Genomic DNA, 987 nt, shown 5'->3' on the forward strand with positions numbered 1-987 from the left:
ATTGGCTAATTTAGAAGTAATACTATATAGAAGTATACAATTAAAAGCAATAAAATATAGAAGGAGCTACAAGACTGGAAGGTTTGTGGCTCCTTTTCACTTTATTTGTATAAGCTTTGTTGACAGCCTATGCATTCTAGATTAAACTAGTAGTAGTATAGAAGACAAAAAATATGTAAAGTTAAATAAAGCGTTAGATAACAATTCATCAGAAATTGATTATATAATGCTTATTTTTATTTCTCCAGGAAAGTATATGCTATGTAACTATCAAGGAAATCTTTCCTGACGGAACAAATTGCTTTGCAAAGCGAGGCATAGCCTCTTTGTTCTTTGATAAATTGTTATGAACTTCAATAAGCGAGGAAGGAACTCGAGATGACTTTGCTAAGAAATCTATTTGCCATGTTATTTGGCGTCATTATTATACCTACACTTATTCTTATGTCGATCAATTATTATCAAACAAAAACTTTTATTGAAAATGAAGCAAAACTAAATAATCATCAGATAGTAAAACAAGCGAAAGTGGCCACGGACTCAATTATTAGTCAAACTGAAAGAATTTCTGAACAGGTGGCCATAGACCGTTCTACTCAACAATTCATGTTCGAGCAAATAGATTCAACCAACTATGATGACTATCAAATAATTGATGATGTTTATAATGTGATGACGAACTTTATGGTTGGAACTCAGTACATACAGGAAATTTCGATTTATAAATTAGAGAGCAATCTTCTTATATCAACAGCAGAGACACAGCAACCGGCTGTTAGTATTAAAACGGAAGAATATATAAAAAAGTTATCTGACGCTTCACCAATGAAACTTTGGATTGAACCAAATGCTTCAGGTGTTTACTGGGAACAATTATCTGATTTTCATTATGTCCGATTTATATATTCCAATGTAGATGAACTTGTTGGATTTGTTGTTATAAAACTAAAAAGCAATGATTTTAATAGGTTAATAAATGAGATGTAT

General features: G+C 31.1%; 1 protein-coding gene. It reads left to right on the forward strand.

Features of this window, described 5'->3' with window-relative positions; all coding sequences use genetic code 11:
- Positions 1-378: 378 nt before the first annotated feature.
- On the forward strand, positions 379-987 hold a 609-nt coding region (locus P0N36_RS15490; RefSeq protein ID WP_275843793.1), incomplete at its 3' end, for a hypothetical protein.

The sequence above is a fragment of the Petrocella sp. FN5 genome, assembly GCF_029210395.1.
GTDB lineage: Bacteria > Bacillota > Clostridia > Lachnospirales > Vallitaleaceae > Petrocella.